We start from the raw sequence: 23,952 nt of genomic DNA on the forward strand, positions 1-23,952 counted from the left end.
TATTATAGCACCTCTGCGCGTCCATTTTTCATCACCACCAAATCCTCAATTCGCACACCAAATTCCTGTGGGAGATAAATACCGGGCTCAACAGAAAATACCATACCATCCTCTACGCATTCCTCACTTAAGCGCGAAATGCGTGGTAACTCGTGTATATCAAGCCCTACACCGTGTCCTGTGCTATGCACGAAATATTTGCCATAGCCACTTTTTTCAATGACATCACGTGCTAGAGAATCTATTTGTTTAGCTTTCATACCGCTCCTTGCCTTTGAAATGGCTTCTTCTTGGGCTTTTAAAACAATATCATAGATTTTTTGATACTTTGGATTTTTAAATTTTTGCTTCTTGCCAAAATGTATCTCGCCTTTAATAGCAGCTGTGCGCGTCATATCTGAACAATATCTTTTATATTTTATTCCAGCATCAAAAAGCAAAATATCATTTTTTGCCAAATAACACTTTGCATTGGGCAAGGCGTGGGGTTTTGCTCCATTAGCATTAATGCCAACAATTGGTTCAAAGCTTAACTCATACTCCCCAAAATGGCTCAAAAACTGCATAGCCTGATAATGCAATTCTTTTTCACTTGGAGATTTTTTAACAATCTTATTTAAATATATACCAAATCGTTTAAATGCCTTTTTGTTAAGCTTTTGTGATGTTTTAATAAGGCCAATCTCTTGCTCGCTTTTGCAGATTCTAAGCTTTTGATGAAAATTCTCTTGTGGAATAATCTCACATTTGTGCTTCTCAAGCGCATTTTTAAGCTTTTCATACATTTGCACACTTAATTCTTGGGGATTAAACACTATTTTATGTATATGGAGCTTTTGTAGCACTTCTTGCACGCTTTGTATAAAATTTGCAGATTCTATCACTTCGGTGTGTGGTTTGCATAATTCTTTGGCTTCAAGGGTATAACGAGAATCTGTAATAAAAAATCTGCTTTCCTCTATGCACACAAGTAAAGCATTATCACAGCTAAAACCACACTCATAATATTGCGCACTCTCATCAAGGCTAAGATAAGGCAGGGAGCTAGAATTTCTCATCATCTAGGCATTTTGGTTATTTTGCTGTGCTTTGAGGGCGGCAATTTCATTTGCAATTTGTAAGATTCCCATAAGAGCTAAATGATAGCCAAATGCACCAAAACCTGTAATTACACCCGCACTTACTGCTCCTGTGTAGCTTTTGGAGCGGTATTCCTCTCTTGCGTGGATATTGCTAATATGCACTTCAATCACAGGCACACCGCAACTTGCAATCGCATCAGCAATGGCGATAGAAGTATGCGAAAAAGCAGCAGGATTAATCAAAACACCCGCATATTCTCCACCGATACACTCTTGGAGTTTATCAATAATCTCGCCTTCAAAATTGCTTTGAAAAAACTCTAATTCTGCATTATTTTGCTTGGCTTGAGCTTGGAGATTGTTATGAATCTGATCTAGTGTAAAATTTCCATAAATATGCGGCTCACGATGCCCTAAAATATTGAGATTTGGTCCTTGAATGACTAAGATTTTCATTTGCTCTCCTTAAATTTATAGAATGCGGATCTATTTAGCATTCCTTAAGAGCGCATATTATAGCTAAATTTACAAAATAATGTGAGTATTTGTCAATTCGACGACAATTAACTTTTAAACTACCACTGCAATTTGCCTGTTCTATTTGGTTTTTTTAAAATATTTTCTACATCACCCATATCTTTAATACTAAGACTACTATCATAAAGATTACAAATGCGATTTAATCCCTCATATATACCATTATCATCAGCATTTTGATAAGCTTTTTGATAATCTGCAAAAGACGAGTCTAAACTCATAAGTCGCTCTTTATGCGTAGAGGCTATAAGCTCTTCTAGCTTTTCTCTATCCTCAATAAGTGCAGGAAGTTTTTGAGCAATAATATCCGCTATTTCCTCTGCTCTTAGCTTCGCCCTATCCCTTGCGGCAAAAACTCCAAAAAGTGTATCAAGGACCAAATCTATACTTCTATGCGTTACCACAACAGCAAAAGCCCCGGCAATAATAGCAAAAACAGGAGTAAATGGCACAAGCGGGGGTGCCATACTTGCTAAGATTGGCTTTAAGCCTTCCTCTAATGCCAAGGTGCTAACAACCCAAGCAGCAGAAAAAAGAGACTTTAAAATTATCCCTAGCAATTCCCTTAGGTTTGATACTTCTCCTTTAATATAAGAAACAATACCATTATAAATAGACTTTAGCGCTGTGCGAATCTTATCCCATACGAGTTTTAACTTCCCTGCTATACTTCTAAAAATCTGCCCTACAACGCCCACAGCCGCATCTATTGCGCCAAACCCAGCACCTCTTCCAAATGTTGCTTGAAAAGCCTCAATTGTTCTTTTCAAAAGTCTTTTAATGCGTTTTAATATAGAAGTTTCAGTATCTATGCTTCCCTCAAACATATCTTTAACCTCCCATATTACACCATTTGCAAGGGTAGCTAGAGCTGCTATGATTGCATCACTAAAACCTGCTTGAGCAATATGCCCACTTGCTACGATACTTTGTGTTGCCACTGCGGTTATTCTTGGATTCTCACACATAAGGCGATTGCACATATTATTTGCATTGAGTTTTTCTAGAGCTTTCTCTGCTTTTTGTGCTTTTTCTACTGCATTTTGATTCTCTGGGTTATTTTTGCCTTTCTCAATCATTTTTTCTAAATTCTCTTTATGTCTTTTATAATCATCAAAAGGCATTTTTAGCTCATCTACCGCCGCATCTCCCTCTAAATATCTATCTTTAAGTAAGCCATTTGTACTTTTAATCACTTTAAGTTGAGCTGTTTTTACAATATTGCCATTTTTATCAAGTGTAATAGTATCTGTGGTATTATGATTTTTTCTTACTAGATTGCCTAGTTTTTCAAAATCCATATTTTTCACTTCATCGGCATAATTTGCCATAATATCCTCATACTTTTCTCTATCTTCTGTATTAAGCTTCGTGATATCTTTACCACTTGCTCGTATGTCTCGCACTTTTTTAATATCTGCAAGTGTATCTGTTGTATAGGTTTTATTACCTGTATTAAATAGAGAATCTTTGATATTTTGCTGCCCTATATCAAGCTCTTCAAAAGTTTGCCCATAATATTTATCATTGTTTTTGTGTTTATCATATGCCCTAAATGTATCTTGCGTAGCTCTTACTGCGGCACCATAAGCTTCATAAGAGCTAAAGCTAAAATTCACAGGCAAATTAAAAATATTCAGCCCAAACCTTGCCGAAGTTTGTGTGCCAATCTCATCAATAACTTCCTCATAAAGTGCTTTTTTTGTCATTTTGTTTATCTTCCTTGTGGAATACCAAAACTAAAACACGTACCGTCGTCAATTGATCTATCATTTTCAGAATATTCTTTTTTTCCACCAAAAGATTTCATTAAGTCTTCGTGTTTTTCACTATATTCTTCCATTCCTTGCCCCCATTTCTTTTGAATCTCTTTCATAAGTTTTTCGCACTTTTTTTGATGCTCTATTAATTCTTGAGTAAGCCTATCCTCATCGTTCATAATTGGAGCATTGATAACGGCAACAATGACTTCTGCAAGTTGCATTAAAGTCATAAGTTCTCTATGCTCATCATCATTCCAAGAGTTTTTAATATCAGTTACCCCTTTGTTTTCCATAATGTCCTCAATCTTTTCAAGTGAGGCATCAAATACGACTCTGCTTTCCTTAAGGGTACTTCGTTTTTCTTTAGCTCTCTTTGAGAGTTGTTCCCACACAAGACCCTGTGCTTCCATAGTTTCACAAACAGCTACTACACTATCATAATAGGCGTAAGCATCATATTTTTTCTCCTCTGCTTTTGCTGCAAAAACAGAACCCATTACAGCAATCACAGGCGCAGCCACAATGCCACCCAACACCATAGTGCCACCAGCCATACCAAGCCCACCGGCTGCTAAGCTTCCTCCTCCAAGCCAAGCCATTGTCGCATTTGTAGCAGCCACACCACTCAAAGAAGCTATTGCTGTCCCGGTAGAAGCACTTGCAAGTAAGCCAACTCCACCATACATACCAAATCCAGTCAATGCTCCAGCTAATGCACCACCAGTAAGCCCACCAAGCGTTGTTTCTAGCGAAACAATAGATTGCTGTATATTTGCCACCCCATCAAGCGTTTCTTTGCCTACTATATCTTGTAAATCTGCATTATCTTTAAGTTTTAGCTTATCAACAATATCTGCATATCTTTCTAATTCATCTGTTACAATCTGCTCCTGAAGTTGTCCAAGTGACTCGAAACGCTTTTGTACTTTCGCACTTTTAGAATCTAATCTAGCTTGTGATTGATTAAACTTCTTTTTTGCCCTTTCGTGGTATAATTCAGCTGTTTGAGAATCATCATAAGCATCAATTGCTTTTTTTACTCCGTATCCAGCTGTCGCGAGTGCAGCCCCTCCTAATAGTATAGGTATTAATGGTAATGGCATATCGCCTCCTTTAAATTTTTATCTTTGTATTTAGAATCTGAATAAGATTCTAAGCTCCTTAATCTATGCGCTCTTTTTCTTGCAATATTTTACAAGATTGCATATTGAGCTTATAGAATGCCTCTTTGGTGTAATGCTTAAAATATACTCTCTCAAACATCACATCAACCCTACAAATATCTGGACGATTCTGATAAATCTTGCATAAGTTGCTTTGAGTGTCTAAATATTTACAGATTCCATTACCTAAATCAAAAGATTTTAGCTCTTTAATACCGCCAATATTTTTACAACACATACCACAATTTGTGCAAGGAAAACTATTTATCATCAAAATTTATTTGTCCTTCCAATTTTTCACCTTGTAATATCAAGTTGAAAAACGTATCTTATCAAATTAGAATAAAATTTACCTTATTATAACAAGTTAAAAAATGAACAAAATACAAGATGAATTTATAGACAATGCGTATAGAATCATAGGTTTAAATGTCAAAAAAGCAAGGGAATTAAAAGGTTTAACCCAGCTTGAACTTTCCTTAGCTATAGGGCACAAATCAGTAAGCGTTGTGTCCTGTGCTGAAATCTACCACAAGAAGCAGCATTTTAATATAGAGCATTTGCTTAAAATCGCTCAAGTTTTAGAAGTAAATATACAAAATTTTTTTGAGGGTTTATAGGAGATTGTAAATCTTTTTATGCTAGACACACTTAATCATCACAAGAAAATATAAAAATAAATAAAAAACTTAAGCAGATTCTATAAATATATTCCTATTCTTTATAAAGAATAGGAATGCAAAAATAAAGAATTTATAAGCGATATTTACACACCTTGTGGAGATTCAAAAACACTTAGAGGTTTTACCTCTCCCTCATATTTTTTAATATTTACAAGTGCCGTGTGAGCAATGTTGCCATTAGCAAGAGGAGATGTGGGCATATCAAGTGTAAGGACATTAGATGAGCCATTTTTGCACACACTGCCAATTTTGCCCGGCTCTTGTGGGTCATACCACGCTCCCTCACATAATCGCACAACGCCTTGCTTAATCGCATCTGTTACAAAAGCACCAGCTAAAACTTCGCCCCTTTGATTACTCACACTCACAATATCGCCTGTTTTAATACCTTTATCCGCCGCATCTTTAGTATTAATCCAAATTGGCTCTTTATCGGCAATCGCATAATCTTTTCGCAAAGAAGTATTTGCGCATTGAGAATGCAATCGTAACTCGGGGTGAGAGGTGATGAGTGCAAATTCTGCAGGTTTGTTATCCATTCCTAGCCACTCAATAGGCTCAAGCCAAGTAGGGTGTGGAGGGCATTGTGTATAACCAAATTTTTCTATGCTTTTAGAATAAATTTCAATCAAACCAGATTCTGTTCCAAGCGGGTTAAGAATAGGATCTTCGCGAAATTCTGCATAACGCACGAAACTTTCAGATTCGGCTGGAATCTCAAACCTCAATGGCTCATTTGCCTCCCAAAATTCTTTAAAGCTAGGCATAGTGAGCATAAGCCCCTCGGCTTGTTTTAGGGCTTGATTGTAGAATTCCTCAATCCATTGCATTTCATTTTTACCCTCGTTAAATGTGTCATACACGCCAAAAGCTTTAGCCAAATCACAAAACACTTGATAATCATCGCGTGCTTCAAATTGCTTCTCTACAAGCTGCTTCATTGGCACAATATGCAAATTTGAGTAATCTCCACTCATTGAAATATCATTACGCTCATAACTCGTAGTAATAGGCATTACGATATCAGCAAATCGTGCAGTTGGCGTCCAATAAATCTCATTGACAACAATCGTGCGCGGCTTTTGCCAAGCTTTGATAAGGGTATTTGTGTCTTGATGATGCACAAGCGGATTGCCTCCAGCCCAATAAATAAAATCAATATCGGTATAAGTGATTTTCTTGCCATTATGCTCAATGCTCTTGCCCGGATTAAGTAGTGCATCAGAAATGCGCGCAAGAGGGAAGTTATTATCACTCCCCTGCATAAGCCATTCTGCACCGCCACTTCCTACATTACCAAGATTAATTCCGCCAACCACAGGTGCAGTCGCTGTAGGAGAACCGCCATTGCTGTAATGATAAGACAAGCCAAATCCGCCGCCTGGTAATCCAATTTGTCCTATCATACACGCTAGAGTTACTAAGCTCCAATGTGGCTGCTCTCCGTGGTGAGCGCGTTGCATACCCCAGCCAGACATAAGCATAGTGCGGTTATTAAAGAAAAGTTGCGCAAGAGATTCAATTTTTTGAGCAGAAATGCCACAGATTTTAGATGCCCATAAAGCATCTTTGGCAATACCATCAGCTTCACCTAAAAGATAAGATTTAAACTGCTCAAATCCTGTTGTATAGTTTTCTAAAAACTCTTTATCATATTGATTGCTCTTAAACATTGTGTGCATTATGCCAAGCATTAAGGCTACATCTGTATTTGGTAAAGGAGCTAACCACTCCGCGCCCAAATAATCACAAGTCATATTTCGCACTGGATCAATGCTAATAATATGCTTGCCAGACTTTTTAAGCTGATCAAAAAAATCAAGCCCTGTGCCTTCATTGAGTGTCCAAGCATTGCGTAAAGTAGCCATAGGGTCAGCACCCCAAATCACTACCACTTGGCTATTATCTAACACGCTAGAAAAAGAGGTTTGTTGTTCATATACTTCAATACTTCCCACCACATAAGGCATAATCACCTGTGAAGCACCTGTGGAATAATCTCCACTCACGCCTACGTAGCCACCTGCCATACCCATAAATCGCTGCAACAAGATTCTCGCATTATGTAAATTCCCACTGCTTTTCCAACCATAGCTTCCAGCGAAAACGCCCTCTTTACCCTTTTGCTTATAAGTAGCTTTAAGCTCTTTGGCAATAAGTGCAATAGCCTCATCATAGCTCACTCTCACCCATTCATCAGCCCCGCGTAATTCAGGTTTTGGATTTGCAGGGTTTTCTAAATAAGATTTCCTTACCATAGGATATTGAATACGCGTAGGTGAATAAATTAAATCAGGTATTGTGCTATGGAGCGGGTTAGATACATTATTTTTAAGCGCATTAGTGCTTGAAATAACCTTACCATCTTTTATTTTTGCCTTAAGAACCCCCCAATGAGCCCCCGTAATAACCTCACCATCAAGCACAAGATTCTCACTAAAGCTTTTCACTCCAGATTCTATAACTGCCTTTTTACTCTCCGTATCACAGCCCACAAAAGGCACAAGAGCAAATACGGCTAAACCTTTCCCCATTGCTTGAAGCACTTGTCGTCTACTTAATACATTCATTATTTCTCCTTTGGCATATCTTTAGCATTTTTTTGCAGGTATTGAGACACCAAGTATTCTTGGTCATTATCAAAGCCTACACGCGTTTTCATTGACTTAATCACACTTGGCCACGCATTAGCATTAAATTCTTTAGGTGGATGCAAAGCGTGGCAAATAGAACAATTCGCAAAAAGCTCGTTTGCCTCTTTATAAAGTTGTTCAACGCTTTCAACCAAATGTGCATCATCACTCCATAAATCTACACTTGCAAGCTCCCATTCTTGCTTACTTTCGCTTTCTTTAAAAGTTTCTATACTTTTAAAAGCCACATCTACATTTTTAGAAAATCCCACATTCAAAATCCGCCGATTAGGTGCAAAATACAAAGCCGCTTGATTGCCTACTTGCTTATAGCCTTGAATACGCAAAAGCACTTTATTCCCTTTATGCTCTAGCACATCAACCTTAGCTGTTGGTAAAAGCCTCCCTACAACCTTATTATCACCCTCCTTGTAAAGTGATTTGACTTTGGAAGCATATTTTATCTCGCCTCCGTGTACATATGCAAGCATTGCTGCCATAAATACCATTGCTTTTATAGGCACATTCATTTATCCTCCTTTAAAATAACTTTATTTAAAAATGTAAAATATATTAATTTTGATTAAAATCAACTAAAAAATTGCTAGTTTTCATTATATAAATTTTAATATAAACATTACAGTTCAGGGCTATTTTCTGCCTCTTGGGTATTATTATCTGTAGCATCTGATTGCGTATCTGATTTGCTTTCTTGGGATTGATTCTGCGCGCTCTCATCTTGCATATCAGCACTTTGAGAATCTTGTGCCTCATTTGTCTCTTGTAAATCCTGTGGATTCTGTGGGACATTATCTTGTGGGCTTGCAATACGATTTGGCTCTACTGCACGAATTTGAGAGGTAATCTTTGCTGCTTTTTGGTCGTCCATTTTGCCCAAAATTTTTGCTATATCCTTAACTTCCATTTGAGAGAGAATCTCAACTGCTTCGGATTCTGGCATATCTGCAAGTATGGCTGCTACTTTAGCCTCCTTCATACCCTTATAAGCTTTGATGATTTTGTCGTCTTTTACCTCTTTAATTTGAGAGAGAATCTCCTCATTTTTGGCAATGAGCTGCTCTATTTCTTGTTGTTTTTGTTCTAAAGCCTGTGTATTTTTTTTATTTTGTTCTTCAATTTCAGCCTTTGATTTTTCTTGCTCCTGCGAAAAAAGCACGATTTTTTGGTCAATCTCTGCCTCTTTGTCTTTAAGTTGGCGCTCTTTCTCGTCAAGAAGCACTTGTGTAGCATTTTGAAGCACTTGTAAAGCTTGCTGTCGCTCATCAATCTCATCAAGCTGCGCTTTTACTTCATTTTTACGTGCTTCAAAGATAATACTACAATCAAGAAGTTGAGAATCTGCTCCTAGAACTATATTGCAAAAGAATACACTTGCTATTATACTTCCTAGTGCCCTATAATAGATTCTGTATTGCGTGTGATTTATCATATTGCTCTGCCTCCTGCATTATTATAAAGCATTACTGCAATCTCATCAACTTCTAGCTTTTCTTTGTATTTGGCATTTTTTATCATCTCATTATGCTCTTTTTTATCCAAAAAATGAACTTTTTCATACTCAATATTACACTTTTTGTATTGTTCTTGAAGCACTTTTCTATGTGCAAAAAGAGCTTCAAGCTCATTACGGGCAAGACTTATATGAGTTAAAAGCATATTTTTGGTTTCCTCAAACGCCTTAAAAGCATAAAATGTTCCAGCTTGAGGTATTTTAAGCTGCAAAAAATCCTTTTGAAGATTCTCTATTTGTATTTGCTTGTTCGCAATTTTACTTTCATTTTGCATCATTGCGAGCTCACATACCTGCATATCTTTTTTACGCAAAGATACAATGGAAGAAAATTTTGTCTTCATAGCTCTCTATCCAAGCATAATCATATCATCGCGCTCTGGACTTGTAGATACCATAGAAATCTTTACGCCAATAATCTTTTCAAGCTCTTTAATATAATGCTGTGCTTGTGAGGGCAGAGCGTTAAATGTGCGGACACCACAGGTTTTATCCCAACCCACAAACTCCCGATAAATAGGCTTCACATTATCATAATCAGTAGGAATATAATCAATCTGTTTTCCCTCATATTCATAGCCTACACATACTTTCACACGCTCAAATCCATCAAGAACATCAAGTTTCATAATGCTTAAACTCTCGCAACCATTGAGACGACAGGCATAGCGCACTGCAACCGCATCAAACCACCCGCACCGCCGAGCACGCCCTGTAGTTGTGCCAAATTCTCCACCTGCTTGACGCAACCTTTCACCTATTTCACCATCTTCTTGGGTTGGAAACATACCATTACCAACCCTTGTGCAATACGCCTTTGCAACCCCAATTACACGAGCAATATCACGAGGCGCTAATCCGCTCCCACTACAAGCACCTGAAGCGATTGTTGTTGAACTTGTTACAAAAGGATAAGTGCCGTGGTCAATATCAAGCATACTCCCTTGTGCACCCTCACATAGAATCTTCTCGCCACGATTTTGTGCTGCCCACAGAAGTTGAGTTGTATCTGTTACAAAAGGCAAAATCTGCGGCGCAATAGATTCTATATGTTCCATTACGCTTTGAACACTTGGTAATTCCACGTTATAGAGAGTTTGAACATATTGTATATGTTGATAGATAGAATCAACCTTCTCTCTCAATTTGTCTAAATTTTTTAAATCCATTAATCGCACACCATTGCGTGAAACCTTATCGCCATAGCAAGGTCCAATCCCTTTACCAGTAGTGCCAATAGCAGCACTTTGTCGGCTTTTTTCTTTTGCAATATCTAATATCTCGTGATAGGGTAAAATAATATGCGCTCTATCACTAATAAAAAGCCGTCCTTGTAAATTCCCAAAGGCTTTGCTTTCGTTTAATAATTGCTCAAGATTAATCACAACGCCATTGCCAATCACATTTTTACATCGCTCATATAAAATGCCAGAGGGCAGTAAATGCAGAGCAATTTTTTTAGAATCCACTACAATGGTATGTCCTGCATTGTGACCACCTTGATAGCGCACTACATAATCATATTCTCCAGCCAATGCATCAACTACCTTGCCCTTACCTTCATCACCCCATTGAATCCCCACAATCAAATCAGCCATAAATTATCTCCCATTCATAAAATAAAGCTTTAAGATAAGAGGCATTCTACTACCTCATCAGTATAAATTGCAAATCCACACGAAAATTGCTCCTCTACACTATATTTGCCACCTTGTAGTAAGGTTGAATTACCCACAAACATTCTAAAAAATAAATCTTCATAATATGGGCTAGGTGCAAACAAAAGCGGAGAAAAAATGGTTTTTTCATATTCACAATAACTTGCGCATTCAAGCAAACGCTCCAACTCTTCTTTTAAAAATGCAGGTGCGCTCAAAATGGCTTTTTGTAAGTCTTGCTTTGTTTTAATATGCACTAAATCCGCCATATATCCTTCCATTTGGAGTAATTTACCAACATTTTGCAAGGCAAATACTTCTATATCCACATCACTATGCTTAGCGCATAAAAACGGGATTTTCATATTAGAGATTTGCAAATAAGGAGCAAGATTTAATGTTTGCAAAATGCTCACACCTAAGCACATAACAGGTGAGAGACTTTCTCCACCCAAATATTCTGCACCAATTTGGTGAATTTCAGTAGTAGGGTAGCTAAACACAGGCTGAATATAAAACCATTTCTTATGTGTGCTACTGCGCATAATACGCTTAGTAACAATACGCATTGCATCAAGGGTCGTATCATAGCGCAATCCAATTTGATGGTTGTTTTCACTACTTAATCGCACAATCTCACGATTAAACATATCCCCTTGATGCTCTAAGAATGCAAATGAAGGTGTTACAATCTCTCTATAATCATTCTCATAAAATGCTTTAATGGCACAAGATTCTATATCGCGTTTAAGTCTGGCAGACATATCAAAATAAAGCTTGCTTCCTTGCGGCAGTTCGTGCTCTAAAATCACAATGCACCCCTATAAAATTAAAACTTTCTAAAAAAGCTTAGATTATACCATAAAATAATCTTTGATGCGTATTTGCTTGAAAATGCTACACTCACGCATAAATTTCACAATTAAGGACATTAAGTGAAAGTTGCATTACTTATGAGTGGAGGCGTAGATAGCTCCTATTGTGCTCATTTGCTCTCATCGCAGGGCTATGAAGTCATAGGAATCTATCTCAAGCTCCACGACAAAAACAAAAAACACGATATTTATATCGCAAACTGCGAGCAAGTTGCCGCACATTTACATATTGACTTTCAAGTGCTTGATTTGCGCGAGGAATTTAAAAAAAGTGTATATGATACATTTGTAAGCTCCTACAAAGAAGGTAAAACGCCGAATCCTTGCGCGATTTGTAATCCCTTGATGAAGTTTGGATTAGGGTTACAAAAGGCTTTAGAACTAGGTTGCGATTATATCGCTACAGGACATTATGCACAGATTAAAGAAGTAAATGGCATAAAGCGCATTGCAAAAGCTGTTGATGAAAGCAAAGACCAAAGTTACTTCCTCTATGCCCTGCCTCAAGAAGCTATTGATAGAATCATCTTTCCTCTAGGTGCTCTTCTCAAAGAAGATATTAAAAAAACTGCCCTTGAACTTTTACCTTTTTTGGGCACGCTTCAAACTTATAAGGAATCTCAAGAAATTTGCTTTGTAGAGCAAAGCTATATTGATATTTTAAAACTCCACGACAAAGTAGATAATGAGGGTGTTGTGCGCAATAGTAATGGCAAAGCCATCGGCACACATAAGGGCTATATGCACTATACTATTGGCAAACGCAAAGGTTTTAGTGTTTTTGGTTCACACGAACCTCACTATGTCAAAGCGATTAATCCACAAAATAATGAAATAGTCGTTGGCACAAAAGAAGAACTTGCTATAGATTCTATAAAAGCTCTTAATAAAAGTCTGCCACAAGCCTTTAATGGAGGAATATATGATGTCAAGGTCCGCTACCGCTCTACGCCACTTAAAGCACAAATTGATATACAAGGTGAGTTTATTTATGCAAAACTTTTAGAATCTGCCTATGGCGTAGCACAAGGACAAGCTCTTGTGCTTTATCAAGAAGATTGTGTTTTAGGAGGAGGCGTCATTACACAAGCGCAGTAGAGAGTGGATAAATTGTGAGAGAATATAAAATCGTGTGCAAGTTTGTTTATTTTTGCACATAAAATTCATTTTTTCTGCTATAATCTAAGTAGAATATTTAGTTTTGGAGTAGCATAAAATGGGAGAGTTTGGAAAGTCTGCTCATAGTCCACAACATAATCTTTTTGGTGAGCTAATCAACGCTACAGGCAAATATGTAGTCAAATATGCAAGATTTAAAGAGTTAATGTCTATTCCTAGTAGTTATGAAACAAGGGATATTGATAAACAAGTTTTAAAGCCCTCTATTTTAAAGCTCATTGAGACAAGCCCTTATACCAATAAGCCCTACTTTGAAAACCTCGCGTATAAAAAGATTAAAGAAAATACCAAAGGTGAAAAGGGTAGGGGACAAAGTGGTGCGATTGATAGAATAGAATTTTCATTCACACCTTCTTTACCAAAGACAAAGAAAAAAGCTAATAAGAGTAATATATTACCCCCCCCCCCCCGCAAAACAAATTCCTGAAATGAAACTTAAATATGAGGAGTTCGTTTTAAGTATGTAAAACTTTTGATAAGACTTACAGATTTAAGATTCATATTTGAATTTTTACTTTTATCATAAGGAGAAAAAATGAAAAAGAGTGTAGTAGGAGTAATCGCATTTAGTATTTTATTCACAGGAGTAAATGCCTTTGACTTAGGAGATGTTACAAAAGGATTAGAGAAAACCTTAGAAGCGGGAAGAGACGCAGGAGTAGTCAAAGGTGGAAAACCTATTGATATTATGACAGATAATGTCAATGATAAGAAAAATATAGAGGCGTGTAAGAAATTTTATCATCAACATAAAATCGCTTTTAATACCGACAATGGGATTCCTGATTACTCATCTTCAAAGGACTGGAGTTTTACTCGCACATATGATAAAAAAGATGTGGAAGCTTGGAATAAAGCATACGATAATGCTATAGACAAACTTCAAAAATCAGATTTTGATATTGCAAAACATACAAAAAAGAATAATCTTAATGCTCAAGCGATGTGCCGCTTCATTCTTAGCTCCATAAGTTATGGAGGTGAAAAACGCAAAGCATTTAAAGGTAAAGACTTTGATGCACTTCAAAAGGAAACAGCAAAATATTATGACAAGTCTAAGGCTAGAAAAGAAGCACTTGATTTTTGAGTAGCTTTTGTTTGCAACTCGGATATAACACAAATCGCTCTTAGGAGACTCTATGCCACAACTTACGACAATTACATTTGATATATGGGAAGTAATTCTTATATGTGTGGTTGTGGCATTTGTTGTCTATGGCTTGACTAAAATATTTTTAAGCTGGAAATTTAAAAAAGAATCTGCACGAAAAAGAGCTTATTGGGAATCTAAGAGGACAGAGGAACAATGTGTAGAGAATATCCCCAAAGATAAGGCTGTTCAACGCTTAGAAGATATGTGCGATGGCACAATCACAATTAAAAAATTAATGAATAACGAAGAAGCAAGGATTTATTATGCTCTTGCAAAGGTTTTTAAAGAAAACTATAACATTAGCCCTCAAGTTTCTTTTAAAGCCTTTTTAAAAGGAGAACAAGATACAAATGCTTGGAGAAGCTTTAGTGATTTTTATTGTGATTTTTTAGTTACTCACAAAAGAGGGGAACATAAAGATAAACCCGTAGCTGTAATAGAATATCACGGAGGCAAACATTATGGCACAGATAATGAATTAGAAGCAAAGGTGCGTAAAAATGACCTTGTCAAAGCTCAAGTGCTTGGTAAGGTAGGTATTGCTTCTCTTATCATTAGAGAAAGTGATATTAAAGGCGATTCGCAATATATTGATGATATAATGCTTGAAAAGTGTGTAACCGAGCTTTACTCTCTCATTTAGATTCTATATTTTTTATGCTATAATCCAGCCGACATTAAAAGAGATAATAGCTCATCTTTACTCTATGACAAAGGGGAAAAGATGAAATCTATTCAACACAAACTACTTCACATTGCTTTTTGTTTAAGTATAGGCTTTAGCATAGCTCAAGCAAATTTTCCTGTCATTGATGTAAGCTCAATCGCTCAAAGCATAATGCAATATACACAAATGGTAAGAGAATTTACAAAGTATAGCAGTAGAGGCTAGACTAAGCTTATAATGCTTACCTAGTAGTATTTACTTCCTGCGAAAGCTGATAAACAAAAAATCTAAACCACCAAAAATGCCAAGCCTGAAACAATAACAGTGCGATTCCAATTATTCCATTTTCTCCAATTCATCAAGTTTTCTAAGTTTTTTCAAGCATTTTTAAAATCATCATTGATGAAAAAAGCAATTAAAGCAAATATCGCGCAAAATATTCCAATCAATTTCTTTTAGATTTTTATACACCCTTTTGGCAAAACCATACAAGAGAATACAAAGTGCTAAAATTCCTATTGTAATACAAACGCCTTATAGCAAATCTATCTTTTGATGACAGAGTATCCAAAAATTCCAAAGATAGCAGTAAGACAAGCTAAGATTAAAGCTTTTAGAATATCTAATTCTAATTTAATTTTTTCTTTCTTACTTATCTATAATTATTCCTTTAACTCTATCATTCAAATTCCCTATAAAGTTGCTTAAAATTTTCAAAAGTGTTTCTTTAAGAGATTGTGCCTTTTGCTCACATAAATCCACAACAAAGACTTTATTTTGCTTAAGTATTTGCTCGTAATTTTGTAATTTATCACTTAGCTCTGCACTTACGCCAATACGATTTAATATATTCATATGATAGCCTAAATCTTTAGCTAGACTAATCAAATTAAAGGCATTTGATTTTTTATGTAAAGTGCGCGTAAGGATTAAGTCTGCTTTTATATCAAGCTCAAAGTGTTTGCGAGTCATAATGCCAGGTATAGGACTGCCCTTAGGTATTACTTAATAGAAGCAAAAATATGCTTATTAAAGTTAACCCATCAATGCAATGAAATCTTTGATATTCCTAGTATGCCTATTCCCACACATATTATCATTGCTATGCACAAACCTCCAAAAAACCACTTAAGCACAAAAAGTTGATATTCAAATAGCCCAATAAGCATAAGGGCAAAAAGCACATAGCTCAACACTCGCAAAAATGACAAACTCATCTGTGTGCCAATCACAAAACGCGTTGAAAAATTTGGTGTATTTTGTGTGCTATTTGTTTCCTGTTGTTGCACCAAATTTTTATCATCACTTGATGTGGAAGTATCTTGACTCTTTACTCGTTTAAGCAATGTCGCAAAAGAACTAGCCACCACAAATGAAAAGCCTAAAAATCCTGCTTCAAAGCTTGCTAAAGAAGCTATATTTTGCGTAAATGCAATCGCACCGCCTATAAATGCTGTGATACCAATTATCGCAATACCTTTATACAACACTTTAATAATATTTTCCATTTTGAGAATCTTCATCATCATCGTCTGAACTAGGCTTGTAAGTATAGCGGGGATTATTTGCTAATTCTTGTGCTTCTTTTTGCTGACGTTGATAAGCTTTGTAAAGGTTTAAAATAGCTGCAGCCACACCCCAAAACACCCCAAGCCAAAAAAGCCATTTTATTCCGCTTAACTTCACTAAACCAATGCCAATGCCAATGCCAAGCAAAATTGCCACTACGATTGAAATACCTACACTTAATTCATTTGCCCCGCGCACAATGGCACTTAAGCGAGGAGGTTTGTCCTCAAGCTGTTTGTAATTATCATTTGTAAGTGCGCTTTCATCTTTGGTTTTAGAATCTTGTGCGCTATCCAATATATCTTTTTGAAGGGGCGATTCTTGTTGTGCCTGTTTGTTTTGTATATTCTCACTCATTATTATATCCTAGATTCTATTTCGTGAGTAATCTCCCCAAATACCGCCTTTGCTTTCATAATCACCTCATCAATTATCATTTCATTCATCGCACTACAAATAAAACCAGTCTCAAATTGTGAACAAGCAAAATACACACCTTTATCAAGCATTTTTTGATGGAATCTCGCAAACATTGCAGTATCACTACACTTAGCATCATCAAAGTTTTTTACTTCTTTTTGATTGAAAAAGAAACCAAACATACTTCCCCTACAATCCACTTGTAAGGGAATCTCATATGATTGTGCTGCCTCTTTTAAGCCTTTGATAAGTCGTTTAGCAAGCACCTCAAGATGCTCATACAATGTGGGATTTGCCTTGATTTGCAATAAAGTTGCAAGTCCTGCACTCACTGCAATAGGATTTCCGCTAAGTGTCCCTGCCTGATAAACCCCACCAACAGGAGAAAGCATATCCATAATATCTGCTCTGCCGCCAAAAGCTGCTAAAGGCATACCTCCCCCGATGACTTTGCCATAAGTAACCAAATCTGCTTGCACATCATATAAGCCTATTGCACCCTTAAGCCCTGCTCTAAAGCCACTCATTACCTCATCAATAATTAAAAGTGCATTGTATTCATCACATAATGCCCTCAAATCCTGCATAAACTTTTTATCAGCAGGAACAAATCCCATATTCCCAGCTAAGGCTTCAATAATCACGCACGCTACATTCTTGCTTTGCTCAAAACACGCTCTCACAGATTCTATATCATTATATCGTGCCACAAGTGTGTGTTTGGTTATATCATTTGGCACACCCGGTGAGCTTGGAGTGCCAAATGTAGCACACCCGCTTCCTGCGGAGACAAGCAAGCTATCAGAATGTCCGTGATAGCAACCCTCAAATTTAATGATGTCATCTTTGTTGCTGTATGCTCTAGCCAAACGCAAAGCACTCATCGTAGCCTCCGTGCCAGAATTTACAAGACGCATTTTCTCTGCACTACCAGATAATGCAATAATTTGTTTAACAAGTGTCGTTTCCTTCTCTGTGGGCGCACCAAAGCTTAACCCATCTTTGATTGCTAGAGACAAAGCAGATTCTATTACTTCATTCGCGTGCCCAAAAATAAGTGGTCCCCAACTTTGCACAAAATCAATATACTCATTGTCATCTTCATCGTAAATGTAAGCACCTTTACCTTTAGCAATAAACCGAGGTGTTCCTCCCACAGAGCCAAATGCCCTCACAGGAGAGTTTACCCCCCCGGGAATGACTTGTTTTGCCTCATTGAAATCATTAATGCTTTGCAAAATATCCATTGCATATCCTTTAAAGTGTATTGGTGCATTATAACAAATCCAAAATTCTATATATTCTCTCTCTTATGCTTTTAAGTAGAATCCTTTTAAAAGGGTTACTACTTTGCCCACTTTGACCTAAAAAACACTAAACACAAAAAAATAATTCAAAAATAATTTGTATTTAGTTACAATGGAGTCCATTTTACATAAATTTAGGAGAATGCTAATGAAAAAAATTATCGCAGGTATGGTAATTGTAGGCAGTATTGTATGTGCAGCAAGCATTGATGCGACAAAGGCTCAAGTCAAATGGACGGCTTTTAAGACTCCAGCCAAGATAGCAGTAAACGGGACTTTTGATGATGTAAAGTTTAAATTTGGCACACCCAATAAAACACAAAGTCTTGAATCTCAACTCAACAACGCAAGTGCAACTATTGATATTATGAAAGTCAATACTGCTGATGCAGGTAGAGATGAGACTATACGCAAAAGCTTTTTTGACAATTTTAACAAAAAAGAACCCATTAAAGTAACTTTCAAAGATGTCATTGAGGGCAAAAATAAAGGCACGATTTTAGCAAATGTCCGTATGAATGGGAAAACACAAAAAGTGCCTATGCAATATGATGTTAGCGGTGGCAAAATTATAGCAAAAGGTGTATTAGATTTGGGTCTATTTGGACTTGAAAATGCACGCGCAAGTTTGCAAAATGCTGTAAAAGAACTTCACGAAAATCTTACTTGGTCTCAAGTGGAAATTACATTTGAATCTCCGATTAAATAATTTCTTTATCTAATCTAGCTTATCTGCACTATGATTCTCTCATAAAGTGCGGATAGCTACCCTATTTCAAAAAACCGCTAACGCTTTTAATCTCTAAATTTACGCTATAATCACACTATTTAATTATGCAGAATTTGTATCTTTACAAGGAGTCTCTTATGCGTAATCTTTTGCATCTAAACGGGGGGGGGGCACATAATCGTTCCAAAACAATAAGGATTCTTAAAAGAAAAGGTTTAAGGTTTGCTCTTGCATATAATGCAAGAAAGAAAAAAAGAGTATTTAAGCAAACATCTTTTTATCAACATTTCTTTCAAAAACTAGAGATGTTCTATATTATCTTTGTATCTCATATGCCTCATAAGTTTCATATTTATAATATTCTAAAAAGATTTCATATTTTAACAACTCATACTCCAACTTTAGTCTTTATCTCTCAACATTATGAGGAGATTATTTCTTGGATAGAATCTAAAGAGTTTAAAGAACAATATATAGATAAAAATCACCCTTATCCTCCTTTACTTAATCCAGAGAGATTAAACGTAAGAGTGCAATCTTGTCATTATAATAAGGAAAATAATAAAGAATTCCAATGCAAAGAATCTCAAGGGAATGAAAGTATGGTATCTAAAAATATAAAGCCTTATGATAACCTAAGTTATCAAAACATTTCACCAGAGATTGCTTGGGATTTGAATTTGCCATTGCCTCCATATTATCAGTTTGTGTATTGGGGGAGTCACGGGAGTGGCAGTTCAGGCTTGACAACCTTTTTAGAATATTGTGGAGTAAATCAATGTCCGTGGAAAGGTGTATATGGTGGTAATGGTAAAGAATCTTACCTTTGGTATTTTCATCAATTTACAAAAAACTTTAAAGATTCTACTTTTATTTACCTGCCTATTAGAGAATTTGTAAAAAGTGCAAGTAAATTCTATGCTTTAATCCCCTATAGCAAAGCATTGCTTACAGCTAGAGACCCTATAAGCAATCTCAAATCTTTTGTGCAACTTATTATCCCAAAAGAGGGTTGGGATACAAGAGCGAGCAATCCTATAACAATTACCCTACAATCAAATCCCAATGAAGTATGTCAAAATCTTGTAGGATATTGGAGTATGGATTCAAAAAGCAATTTGCATATAGGAGACGCTCCTTCTTTTGAAACAATATCTTATTTTATTGATACTGAACAATATGCAGGCGCTTTCCACGATACACAGCTTAAAAATGCTTTAATCAATCTCAAAGATTCTGTCATTATAGATATGTCTGAAATTGTAGGAGAAAAAACATTTGATACGATAAAAAGATTATCTAAAGAGTTAGGATTCCCTGCACCAATAGAGGAAGAAAAGGAGAAATTTGCAACACAAAGAGCCATAGAATATCTAAATTTTTTGCCAATTACGCTTCAAATTGAGACATTACAAAGAAACATTTGCCTTTGCATTCAAGACAATGCTTACAAAACAAATTACCTTAATATTACACCCTTGCTTTTTAATAAACAAGATTGCTTTTATGAAAGAATTATTATCTGCACAACAAAAGAAGATTGGGATATTTTAAAAAAACAAGATATAAAAATGCTAGAGGAAGTCAAAGCTTATTTATTACGCCTCATTTCAAGACTACAGCAACAAAAAGAAATAGAAAATAAAAAGAAGCTTAGTGAATCCCAAGTGTTGGAATATTTGAGAGAACATACATACTTAAGAATAAAGTTTAAACAAATCTTAGATGAACATTTGGCTTATATTAAACAAGAACGCCCCGACATCGTTGCTTCGTGGAAATATTATCAAGAGTTTGAAAGAATGTGTGGGGAAATGGTGTCAAAGGGGGGACTTGAACCCCCGACCTCCGGCTTATGAGACCAGCGCTCTAAACCAGCTGAGCTACTTTGACCTCTAAACATAGAAAACAAAAGTGCCCATTCTAAGCAAAAAGGAATAAAAAGTCAAGTAACTACATATTCAGTTCAGCTGATTTTGGACATTTTGTTGAATACTTAAAACTTTCTCATAAGCATTTTTATAACGCTGAATAAAATCTTGCACCATAGAATGCTCTACTCCAAAAGCTTTTTGAGCATTAATTTTATGTATATCAGGCGTAGATTCGCTGTGCTTATCTTCTTTGCCTTGATAAAATGCCGTAAAACGATATAAGCTCTGAGCAAGGAGCATTTTTTCAGTCTCGCTCATACCTTCTGTCGCCCATAAAAAAGCTCTATATTCCTCATCACTCATTAATTCAATCACCTTAAGCCCATAAGTGATACGATTTTTATTGCCCTCAATATCCTTGAGTTTAGGTGTTTGTATATCCTGCGCCTCTTTTGTTTCATTTATATTTGAAGCATTTTGTATCTGTGGAGAATCTTCTGTATCTGTGGAATTAATTTGTGGTGGCTCTTCTTGAGTGTTTGTCATATCTGCTTGATTAAAATTTGCTTGGAATTTCACAGAATCATTTTTTATATTATTTCGCGTGGAGTTTGCTTGCATTGCTCCATAATGATTTTGTATCTGATTATTTACTTGCAATCCCTGCTCCTAAGGCTATTTTTGAGTTAAATATGACGTATTTATCAAACCAAAGAGAGCAAAAATCGCTCCACAATTTTACTTCTATGAATTTATATTTTTAGGATAGAATCTACTTCACTTGATTCTAAAATATTTTGGGAGACGCTATGGATTTCACGCACACACAAGCCCTTGATGAAGAATTTGTGCTTCATACTTACGCACGCGCAAATGTAGCTTTTGTGCGTGGAGAGAATGCACGAATCTTTGACACACAGGGCAATGACTACATTGATTTTGGTGCTGGTATCGGTGTGTGCAGTGTGGGACACGCTAATGCAAAACTCGCCCAAACAATTTATAAACAAGCACAAACCTTGCTCCATACTTCTAATCTCTACTACATACAGCCTCAAGCTAGACTTGCTCAAGAAATTATTACCCTTTATCGCTACAATACACCATATACTGCACCTATGCGCGCTTTTTTTTGTAATTCTGGAGCAGAAGCAAATGAATGTGCTATTAAAATAGCGCGTAAATATGGCAAACCTCGTAATGCGTATAAAATCATCACGCTTGATTCAAGCTTTCACGGACGCACTATCGCTTCACTCAAAGCCACTGCACAAGAAAAAATGCACCAACATTTTGGACCATTTCCTGATGGATTTGTATATGCTAAAAATCTTGATGATGTTATTGCCAAAATTGATGATAGCACTTGTGCAGTCCTTTTAGAGCTTGTGCAAGGTGAAGGTGGTGTCTTGCCTATGGATAAAGAAAAAATCAATACATTAAGCACAATTTTAAAACAAAAGCAGATTCTACTTATGGTAGATGAAGTCCAAAGTGGCGTATTTAGAAGTGGGGAAATCTTCGCTTCAAAAGTGTATGAAATAGACCCTGATGTCATTACAACTGCTAAAGGTTTAGCCGGAGGAGTGCCTATTGGTGCGGTGCTTACAAAACTCACTGATATTTTTGAATATGGCGACCACGGCTCTACTTTTGGAGGAAATTTTCTTAGTTGTGCAGCAGGGCTTGAAACACTTGCTATACTTAATGAACTTTACAATAATGGCACATTACAACGCACTATTACACTCTTTCACGCAGAACTTGATGCACTTGTAGTAGATTTTGCTGATATTTTTAGTCATAAAGTTGGATTGGGACTTATGTGTGGGCTTTATACACGCAATCCTGATATGCAACAAGAGATTATTGCACAAGCACTCAAACATTATGTGATTGTCCTCAAATCAGGTAAGGGCGTAGTGCGATTTCTACCGCCACTCACCATTACGCAAGAAGAGATAAAAGAAGGATTTGCTAGAGTGCGTAATGCCCTTAAAACCTTATAAAATGCCGCCCATTCCCTTTAGCACCTTTATGAAAAAAAGTCTTTATGGACAAAATGGATATTATACAAATCCTCATAGAGTAGGCAAAAGCGGGGATTTTTATACATCAGTGAGCGCAAGTAAATTCTTTGGTGGCGCGATTGCTTCTTATATACTCAATTTGGTTGAAAAAGGACATTTAAATCTTCCATTGCGTATCGTAGAAATTGGTGCAAATAACGGCTATTTACTCGGTGATGTAGCGCTTTTTCTTGATGCTTTAAGCACTCATTTTTTGCGTGATTGCGAATTTGCTACCATAGAACCATTACCAAGCCTAAGAGAAGCGCAAAAATCACATTTTTCTACGCTTAGATTCTCTACAAATATTTCTTTTAATGCCTTTGAAACCCTGCCTTTGCCCGAAAAATCTTCAGATATTTTCATTTTAAGCAATGAACTCTTTGATAGCATTGCCTGCGATGTTATGCAAGATAAAAAAATACTCTATATCACGCAAGAAGAGAAAAACTGGCAAGGTTTATGGCAAGAGATAGATACAAACCCTTTACCATCGCAAAGTGCTGTGCTTTTAAATCTTTTAAAAAATAATCCTATGCCTTATAAACAAGAAATTTTACCCCACTGGATACCGCTCATTGAGCAGCTCTCATACATTGCAAAAGCCCACAAAAAAAGCTATTTTCTTACCTTTGATTATGGAACAAAGAATCTTACCAATCCACTCTCTTATAATCCAAGATTCTATCATTCTCACGCAGTTATGAACCTCAAAGATATTTTAGGACAAAACATCAATTTCTACTCACTCTATCAAAATGCAGATATTACTTATGATGTAGATATTTCACTCTTAAATATACTTTTCTCTCATTATGGCTTTGAGCTTGTATTTGAAGACTACCAAGCCAAAGTGCTTATTGAACAAATGGGTATTCTTTCACTTTTAGAATCATTTGAACGCGCTCAAGGATTTGCTACATATCTCAAAGAGATTCACAAAGTGAAAACATTGCTCCACACAATGGGAGGAAGATTTATGGGAATATGTTACAAATTGTGCAATACAACCCTTTAATTTAAATATAAAAATAGAAACAAAGCTTTTGTATAGTAAAG

Annotated in this window: 26 protein-coding genes and 1 tRNA gene; 10 read left to right on the forward strand and 17 right to left on the reverse strand. The window is 36.3% G+C overall.

The window, feature by feature from the left end:
- Positions 1–2: 2 nt before the first annotated feature.
- The 5 genes from HH_RS04645 to HH_RS04665 all read right to left on the reverse strand — a co-directional run bounded on the left by HH_RS04645 (position 3) and on the right by HH_RS04665 (position 4,816).
- Entirely contained in the window at positions 3–1,061 is a 1,059-nt protein-coding gene (locus HH_RS04645; protein WP_011115784.1) for a M24 family metallopeptidase, read from the reverse strand.
- A complete protein-coding gene (aroQ, locus tag HH_RS04650; RefSeq protein WP_011115785.1) occupies positions 1,062–1,538 on the reverse strand; it encodes a type II 3-dehydroquinate dehydratase in 477 nt (158 codons plus the stop codon).
- 119 nt (positions 1,539–1,657) lie between these two features.
- The gene (locus tag HH_RS04655; protein WP_011115786.1) at positions 1,658–3,328 is read right to left on the reverse strand and encodes a hypothetical protein; all 1,671 of its coding nucleotides are present in this window, start codon (positions 3,326–3,328) and stop codon (positions 1,658–1,660) included.
- Between the two features lie 5 nt (positions 3,329–3,333).
- Entirely contained in the window at positions 3,334–4,485 is a 1,152-nt protein-coding gene (locus HH_RS04660) for a hypothetical protein (RefSeq protein ID WP_011115787.1), read from the reverse strand.
- A gap of 58 nt (positions 4,486–4,543) precedes the next feature.
- Positions 4,544–4,816: a YkgJ family cysteine cluster protein gene (locus HH_RS04665; protein ID WP_041309052.1), complete on the reverse strand. Its 273-nt coding sequence runs from the start codon at positions 4,814–4,816 to the stop codon at positions 4,544–4,546.
- Between the two features lie 103 nt (positions 4,817–4,919).
- On the opposite strand from HH_RS04665, the gene HH_RS04670 reads away from it, so the two are divergent.
- Entirely contained in the window at positions 4,920–5,165 is a 246-nt protein-coding gene (locus HH_RS04670; protein WP_011115789.1) for a helix-turn-helix domain-containing protein, read from the forward strand.
- A 146-nt stretch (positions 5,166–5,311) separates the two neighbouring features.
- On the opposite strand, the gene HH_RS04675 is transcribed toward HH_RS04670, so the two are convergent.
- The 6 genes from HH_RS04675 to HH_RS04700 form a co-directional block, all read right to left on the reverse strand.
- Complete coding sequence (locus HH_RS04675; protein ID WP_011115790.1) at positions 5,312–7,798, reverse strand: molybdopterin guanine dinucleotide-containing S/N-oxide reductase; 2,487 nt, start codon at positions 7,796–7,798, stop codon at positions 5,312–5,314.
- Positions 7,798–8,391, reverse strand: a complete 594-nt coding sequence (locus HH_RS04680) for a heme-binding protein (RefSeq protein ID WP_011115791.1) — start codon at positions 8,389–8,391, stop codon at positions 7,798–7,800. Before HH_RS04680 ends, HH_RS04675 begins: the two co-directional genes overlap by 1 nt.
- 107 nt (positions 8,392–8,498) lie before the next feature.
- Entirely contained in the window at positions 8,499–9,311 is an 813-nt protein-coding gene (locus HH_RS04685; RefSeq protein WP_011115792.1) for a MotE family protein, read from the reverse strand.
- Positions 9,308–9,736: a flagellar export protein FliJ gene (locus tag HH_RS04690; protein WP_011115793.1), complete on the reverse strand. Its 429-nt coding sequence runs from the start codon at positions 9,734–9,736 to the stop codon at positions 9,308–9,310. The genes HH_RS04685 and HH_RS04690 overlap by 4 nt, the downstream gene beginning before the upstream one ends.
- 6 nt (positions 9,737–9,742) lie before the next feature.
- Complete coding sequence (locus HH_RS04695) at positions 9,743–10,990, reverse strand: adenylosuccinate synthase (RefSeq protein ID WP_011115794.1); 1,248 nt, start codon at positions 10,988–10,990, stop codon at positions 9,743–9,745.
- 29 nt (positions 10,991–11,019) lie between these two features.
- A complete protein-coding gene (locus tag HH_RS04700; protein ID WP_011115795.1) occupies positions 11,020–11,862 on the reverse strand; it encodes an ATP phosphoribosyltransferase regulatory subunit in 843 nt (280 codons plus the stop codon).
- 123 nt (positions 11,863–11,985) lie between these two features.
- Here HH_RS04700 and mnmA point away from each other — a divergent pair, with 123 nt between their 5' ends.
- The 5 genes from mnmA (at position 11,986) to HH_RS09525 (ending at position 15,149) form a co-directional block, all read left to right on the forward strand.
- The gene (gene mnmA, locus HH_RS04705) at positions 11,986–13,023 is read left to right on the forward strand and encodes a tRNA 2-thiouridine(34) synthase MnmA (RefSeq protein WP_011115796.1); all 1,038 of its coding nucleotides are present in this window, start codon (positions 11,986–11,988) and stop codon (positions 13,021–13,023) included.
- A 118-nt stretch (positions 13,024–13,141) separates the two neighbouring features.
- The gene (locus HH_RS04710; RefSeq protein ID WP_011115797.1) at positions 13,142–13,531 is read left to right on the forward strand and encodes a RepB family plasmid replication initiator protein; all 390 of its coding nucleotides are present in this window, start codon (positions 13,142–13,144) and stop codon (positions 13,529–13,531) included.
- A gap of 108 nt (positions 13,532–13,639) precedes the next feature.
- Entirely contained in the window at positions 13,640–14,191 is a 552-nt protein-coding gene (locus HH_RS04715) for a hypothetical protein (protein ID WP_041309055.1), read from the forward strand.
- 52 nt (positions 14,192–14,243) lie between these two features.
- The gene (locus tag HH_RS04720) at positions 14,244–14,900 is read left to right on the forward strand and encodes a DUF2726 domain-containing protein (RefSeq protein WP_011115800.1); all 657 of its coding nucleotides are present in this window, start codon (positions 14,244–14,246) and stop codon (positions 14,898–14,900) included.
- An 81-nt stretch (positions 14,901–14,981) separates the two neighbouring features.
- Positions 14,982–15,149 (forward strand): hypothetical protein, encoded by a 168-nt coding sequence (locus tag HH_RS09525; protein WP_011115801.1) that lies wholly within the window; start codon positions 14,982–14,984, stop codon positions 15,147–15,149.
- 423 nt (positions 15,150–15,572) lie between these two features.
- Here the strand turns inward: HH_RS09525 and HH_RS04725 are convergent, their stop codons facing one another.
- From HH_RS04725 to hemL, 4 genes are all read right to left on the reverse strand, one after another.
- Entirely contained in the window at positions 15,573–15,896 is a 324-nt protein-coding gene (locus tag HH_RS04725) for a hypothetical protein (RefSeq protein WP_041309057.1), read from the reverse strand.
- A 71-nt stretch (positions 15,897–15,967) separates the two neighbouring features.
- On the reverse strand, positions 15,968–16,432 hold the full coding sequence (locus HH_RS04730; protein WP_011115802.1) for a hypothetical protein: 465 nt from the start codon (positions 16,430–16,432) through the stop codon (positions 15,968–15,970).
- Positions 16,416–16,850, reverse strand: coding sequence for an AtpZ/AtpI family protein (locus HH_RS09845; RefSeq protein ID WP_011115803.1), 435 nt, complete (start codon positions 16,848–16,850; stop codon positions 16,416–16,418). Before HH_RS09845 ends, HH_RS04730 begins: the two co-directional genes overlap by 17 nt.
- 2 nt (positions 16,851–16,852) lie before the next feature.
- Positions 16,853–18,160, reverse strand: a complete 1,308-nt coding sequence (gene hemL / locus HH_RS04740) for a glutamate-1-semialdehyde 2,1-aminomutase (RefSeq protein WP_011115804.1) — start codon at positions 18,158–18,160, stop codon at positions 16,853–16,855.
- A 208-nt stretch (positions 18,161–18,368) separates the two neighbouring features.
- Here hemL and HH_RS04745 point away from each other — a divergent pair, with 208 nt between their 5' ends.
- Together HH_RS04745 and HH_RS09895 are read left to right on the forward strand one after the other, a co-directional pair.
- Positions 18,369–18,929, forward strand: coding sequence for a YceI family protein (locus HH_RS04745; RefSeq protein WP_011115806.1), 561 nt, complete (start codon positions 18,369–18,371; stop codon positions 18,927–18,929).
- Positions 18,930–20,200: 1,271 nt separating this feature from the next.
- Positions 20,201–20,809, forward strand: coding sequence for a DUF2972 domain-containing protein (locus HH_RS09895; RefSeq protein WP_226989510.1), 609 nt, complete (start codon positions 20,201–20,203; stop codon positions 20,807–20,809).
- On the opposite strand, the gene HH_RS04750 is transcribed toward HH_RS09895, so the two are convergent.
- Positions 20,766–20,843: transfer RNA gene (locus HH_RS04750), tRNA-Met, on the reverse strand. The two genes, HH_RS09895 and HH_RS04750, sit on opposite strands and share 44 nt — an antisense overlap.
- Before the next feature lie 68 nt (positions 20,844–20,911).
- Positions 20,912–21,484, reverse strand: a complete 573-nt coding sequence (locus HH_RS09190) for a hypothetical protein (protein WP_050720605.1) — start codon at positions 21,482–21,484, stop codon at positions 20,912–20,914.
- Positions 21,485–21,633: 149 nt separating this feature from the next.
- Between HH_RS09190 and HH_RS04760 the strand changes: the two genes are divergently transcribed.
- On the forward strand, positions 21,634–22,833 hold the full coding sequence (locus tag HH_RS04760) for an aspartate aminotransferase family protein (protein ID WP_011115809.1): 1,200 nt from the start codon (positions 21,634–21,636) through the stop codon (positions 22,831–22,833).
- A gap of 28 nt (positions 22,834–22,861) precedes the next feature.
- Positions 22,862–23,911 carry an SAM-dependent methyltransferase gene (locus tag HH_RS04765; RefSeq protein WP_226989472.1) on the forward strand — a complete coding sequence of 350 codons (1,050 nt, stop codon included), beginning with the start codon at positions 22,862–22,864 and terminating at the stop codon, positions 23,909–23,911.
- Positions 23,912–23,952: the final 41 nt, after the last annotated feature.

This window comes from Helicobacter hepaticus ATCC 51449, assembly GCF_000007905.1.
In the GTDB taxonomy this organism is placed as follows: Bacteria; Campylobacterota; Campylobacteria; order Campylobacterales; family Helicobacteraceae; genus Helicobacter_C; species Helicobacter_C hepaticus.

What these genes read in the sequence shown, in the direction of transcription:
- HH_RS04725 (WP_041309057.1), bottom strand. Translation starts at nt 15,896, where the DNA reads ATGACTCGCAAACACTTTGAGCTTGATATAAAAGCAGACTTAATCCTT.
- HH_RS04660 (WP_011115787.1), bottom strand. Translation starts at nt 4,485, where the DNA reads ATGCCATTACCATTAATACCTATACTATTAGGAGGGGCTGCACTCGCG.
- HH_RS04680 (WP_011115791.1), bottom strand. Translation starts at nt 8,391, where the DNA reads ATGAATGTGCCTATAAAAGCAATGGTATTTATGGCAGCAATGCTTGCA.
- HH_RS04675 (WP_011115790.1), bottom strand. Translation starts at nt 7,798, where the DNA reads ATGAATGTATTAAGTAGACGACAAGTGCTTCAAGCAATGGGGAAAGGT.
- aroQ (WP_011115785.1), bottom strand. Translation starts at nt 1,538, where the DNA reads ATGAAAATCTTAGTCATTCAAGGACCAAATCTCAATATTTTAGGGCAT.
- HH_RS04760 (WP_011115809.1), top strand. Translation starts at nt 21,634, where the DNA reads ATGGATTTCACGCACACACAAGCCCTTGATGAAGAATTTGTGCTTCAT.
- HH_RS04715 (WP_041309055.1), top strand. Translation starts at nt 13,640, where the DNA reads ATGAAAAAGAGTGTAGTAGGAGTAATCGCATTTAGTATTTTATTCACA.
- HH_RS04685 (WP_011115792.1), bottom strand. Translation starts at nt 9,311, where the DNA reads ATGATAAATCACACGCAATACAGAATCTATTATAGGGCACTAGGAAGT.
- HH_RS04720 (WP_011115800.1), top strand. Translation starts at nt 14,244, where the DNA reads ATGCCACAACTTACGACAATTACATTTGATATATGGGAAGTAATTCTT.
- HH_RS09525 (WP_011115801.1), top strand. Translation starts at nt 14,982, where the DNA reads ATGAAATCTATTCAACACAAACTACTTCACATTGCTTTTTGTTTAAGT.
- HH_RS04765 (WP_226989472.1), top strand. Translation starts at nt 22,862, where the DNA reads ATGAAAAAAAGTCTTTATGGACAAAATGGATATTATACAAATCCTCAT.
- HH_RS04670 (WP_011115789.1), top strand. Translation starts at nt 4,920, where the DNA reads ATGAACAAAATACAAGATGAATTTATAGACAATGCGTATAGAATCATA.
- HH_RS04645 (WP_011115784.1), bottom strand. Translation starts at nt 1,061, where the DNA reads ATGATGAGAAATTCTAGCTCCCTGCCTTATCTTAGCCTTGATGAGAGT.
- hemL (WP_011115804.1), bottom strand. Translation starts at nt 18,160, where the DNA reads ATGGATATTTTGCAAAGCATTAATGATTTCAATGAGGCAAAACAAGTC.
- HH_RS04745 (WP_011115806.1), top strand. Translation starts at nt 18,369, where the DNA reads ATGAAAAAAATTATCGCAGGTATGGTAATTGTAGGCAGTATTGTATGT.
- HH_RS09845 (WP_011115803.1), bottom strand. Translation starts at nt 16,850, where the DNA reads ATGAGTGAGAATATACAAAACAAACAGGCACAACAAGAATCGCCCCTT.
- HH_RS04710 (WP_011115797.1), top strand. Translation starts at nt 13,142, where the DNA reads ATGGGAGAGTTTGGAAAGTCTGCTCATAGTCCACAACATAATCTTTTT.
- HH_RS04695 (WP_011115794.1), bottom strand. Translation starts at nt 10,990, where the DNA reads ATGGCTGATTTGATTGTGGGGATTCAATGGGGTGATGAAGGTAAGGGC.
- HH_RS04655 (WP_011115786.1), bottom strand. Translation starts at nt 3,328, where the DNA reads ATGACAAAAAAAGCACTTTATGAGGAAGTTATTGATGAGATTGGCACA.
- HH_RS09895 (WP_226989510.1), top strand. Translation starts at nt 20,201, where the DNA reads ATGTCTGAAATTGTAGGAGAAAAAACATTTGATACGATAAAAAGATTA.
- HH_RS04730 (WP_011115802.1), bottom strand. Translation starts at nt 16,432, where the DNA reads ATGGAAAATATTATTAAAGTGTTGTATAAAGGTATTGCGATAATTGGT.
- HH_RS04690 (WP_011115793.1), bottom strand. Translation starts at nt 9,736, where the DNA reads ATGAAGACAAAATTTTCTTCCATTGTATCTTTGCGTAAAAAAGATATG.
- HH_RS04665 (WP_041309052.1), bottom strand. Translation starts at nt 4,816, where the DNA reads ATGATAAATAGTTTTCCTTGCACAAATTGTGGTATGTGTTGTAAAAAT.